The 703-nt window shown below is 41.1% G+C and carries 1 protein-coding gene and 1 pseudogene; one reads left to right on the top strand and one right to left on the bottom strand.

Features of this window, described 5'->3' with window-relative positions; translation table 11 throughout:
• Positions 1-217, bottom strand: a pseudogene (locus BWI92_RS26760) (hypothetical protein); the annotation flags it as partial.
• A gap of 153 nt (positions 218-370) precedes the next feature.
• Here BWI92_RS26760 and BWI92_RS26750 point away from each other — a divergent pair.
• The coding region (locus tag BWI92_RS26750; RefSeq protein ID WP_141234965.1) for a hypothetical protein at positions 371-703 on the top strand (333 nt) is incomplete at its 3' end.

The raw sequence follows: 703 nt of genomic DNA, 5'->3' as shown, positions 1-703 counted from the left end.
ATAATTTTGGCTTCAATTTCACTGATATTTCCATAGCAGCATTCCAAACACCACAGTAAACCTCCATACGACGTGCATCAATCATCGGGCAAAGTAGCGTGTCGGCACTGTACATATCTTTGAGTTGTGCTGCCATGGCTTCGAGGGTATTTACGGATAATAAAGGCTTGTCCAAAGCAAWTAGRAAGSCCTTTTGTATRGTTCCACAATCCGACAATAGTTATGTCACAGGGGTATGTTTGGGTGTAAAGCCATACGAAGATGGTCAAATACAATTAAACACCTTTGAGATTGACATAGCCGTCTCCAATGGCGTCAAAAGCAAACCTTTGGCATCACAGGCAATGATTTTGGCAAGCTCTCAGGAATTATGAGCCAATCGAAGTTTTTGTCCAATGATAATGTGTTGGAACAATGGCAAAGAGCAATTACCTCACAATCCAAAGACCGTGTTTCAGCTTTGATTGTTACAGGAAATATCCTTCAAGCCTATACCAACGATAAGTTTGCCAAAGGTCGTTTGATTGATTTTACCATGCAAGATGGCAGCGTAAAGAAAGGCTTATTGCTCCCTAGTTCATATCTGAGGGAATCTAATTGGAAAAGCAATACTGCTAATGTCATTGCACCACTAACGGTAGCAGTACCCATCATTCGAAGTAAAGGTCAGGTATCGACTAGCATTGGAACAACTTTCTTTAGG

It is taken from the genome of Flectobacillus sp. BAB-3569, assembly GCF_002270355.1.
Taxonomy (GTDB): Bacteria; Bacteroidota; Bacteroidia; order Cytophagales; family Spirosomataceae; genus Flectobacillus; species Flectobacillus roseus.
This window is presented reverse-complemented; position numbering and strand designations above follow the sequence as displayed.